This is a genomic window from Vibrio sp. Vb1755 (assembly GCF_033338635.1).
GTDB classification, from domain to species: domain Bacteria; phylum Pseudomonadota; class Gammaproteobacteria; order Enterobacterales; family Vibrionaceae; genus Vibrio; species Vibrio alginolyticus.
Genome location: NZ_JAWOTA010000137.1, coordinates 1 through 1450, shown reverse-complemented (window position 1 = coordinate 1450; position 1450 = coordinate 1). Strand labels below are relative to the sequence as shown.

Annotated in this window: 2 protein-coding genes and 1 pseudogene; 1 reads left to right on the top strand and 2 read right to left on the bottom strand. The window is 49.0% G+C overall.

Annotation, left to right across the window (positions count from 1 at the left end; translation table 11 throughout):
• A pseudogene (locus R7E00_RS23305) lies at positions 1–97 on the top strand (arylsulfatase); the annotation flags it as partial.
• Positions 98–190: 93 nt separating this feature from the next.
• Here the strand turns inward: R7E00_RS23305 and R7E00_RS23300 are convergent.
• Positions 191–874 (bottom strand): general secretion pathway protein GspB, encoded by a 684-nt coding sequence (locus tag R7E00_RS23300; RefSeq protein ID WP_025623667.1) that lies wholly within the window; start codon positions 872–874, stop codon positions 191–193.
• On the bottom strand, positions 874–1450 hold a 577-nt coding region (locus R7E00_RS23295; RefSeq protein WP_318124608.1), incomplete at its 5' end, for a peptidoglycan-binding domain-containing protein. The genes R7E00_RS23300 and R7E00_RS23295, both read right to left, overlap by 1 nt.

The window sequence follows — 1450 nt, the reverse complement described above, 5'->3', positions numbered from 1 at the left end:
TTACGGTGGCGGTGTAGCAGGCCTTGGTCTTTTATTTGGTTTGATTCTTCCTCATATCATTCCACGCAGAAAGAAATCACCTGCTGGTTGGGCATAACTGCCCCGCAAACTATCGGTTTGCACATAGCGGATACGAAAAAGGCCACATTCATGTGGCCTTTTGCTTATCTAATGGTTTCACGCGAGAGTACTAACCATCCCATTCGTAAAGCGCAGGGATTCGGATTTGCTCACCTTGGAATTCGACAATGACAGCCTGCGGCTGAATCTCTTTCAGCGTGACTTGCCCATCCACCACATCCCCTTGGTGATACTCCACGTTATTGATTTTCACCCAACGACGATTGGCATCACTGGCATACATGTGCGTTTGCAAATTAAGGGCAGGAAGACGTCCTTGCCACTGCTGCGCATTGCGCTCCAAGTCATTCACCTGTGACGGTGCAGAAGTCGGTGCATCGTTTTGAGACAGCGCATTTTCCACTTTTTTTGCGAGATCTGGAGACAAGGAAGACAAGTCTAGATCATCCAATGACAAACCTAAGTCGTCACGACGATGCGTAGATGCTGTGCTCGTGACGGGAGTAGCCGTTGTCGGATCTGGAGCCTCACTCTCGTTGGCATACTCGGAGGGTTGTAAGAATGTCCCAATGTCGCGCGATAATTCGGCACTCGGCCATTCTCGTGGCAGTTGAGCAAGATCCGTTGATTCTGGATAATCTAAAACTTCAAATGGTTGTACGACTTCCGCCACCACGACCTCTGGCGTAACCGCTTGAGTCTCTGGCGTAAGCAAATCTAAATGCCACGCAACCGCAATCGCTGACACGCTAATAGGCACAAGAAAGAGTCCAACATGTTTGATGACTGACATTACGCCTCCTCCTTGTTAATGCTTGCTAGTGTTGGCGCATTAGGTTGCACACTTTGTTGTAAGCGCTCTAACGTGCGATGACCCGCAATGCCATCCACACCGATGCCCTGCCAACGTTGGAACAGTTCCACTCGCTCTTTTAACGCACCGTCAAAAATGGACGTTTCCAGTGGTGATTCACTGACCGCTTTGGCAAGCAATTGGTCAAGCACTTCGATCGCCGGCCCTTCCATATCTAAACGCAACGTCTCTTTAAGCGGCGCTTGCCACAATTCAATGATGTTGCCCTGCCACATTGGTTTCAGCCACGAAACAGGCAAACGCAGACGCTGTTTGCCATTGAGCACTTCTACTTGGTCGTTGCCAACCGCATACAAAATCACGTAACCAACATCGCCTTGATAATTCAGCTCTAAAATAACCGGTCGATTTTGCTGTATCAGCAAGGGCCAGGTTGCCATTTTTCTTTCACAACGCATGGTGGATTGAGGCTCAGACAAGCAAAGATTATCGCGCACTGATGCTCGATATCCCCAAAGGCGGTAAAGATCATTCACGGCAAGATTGGATTGTTTC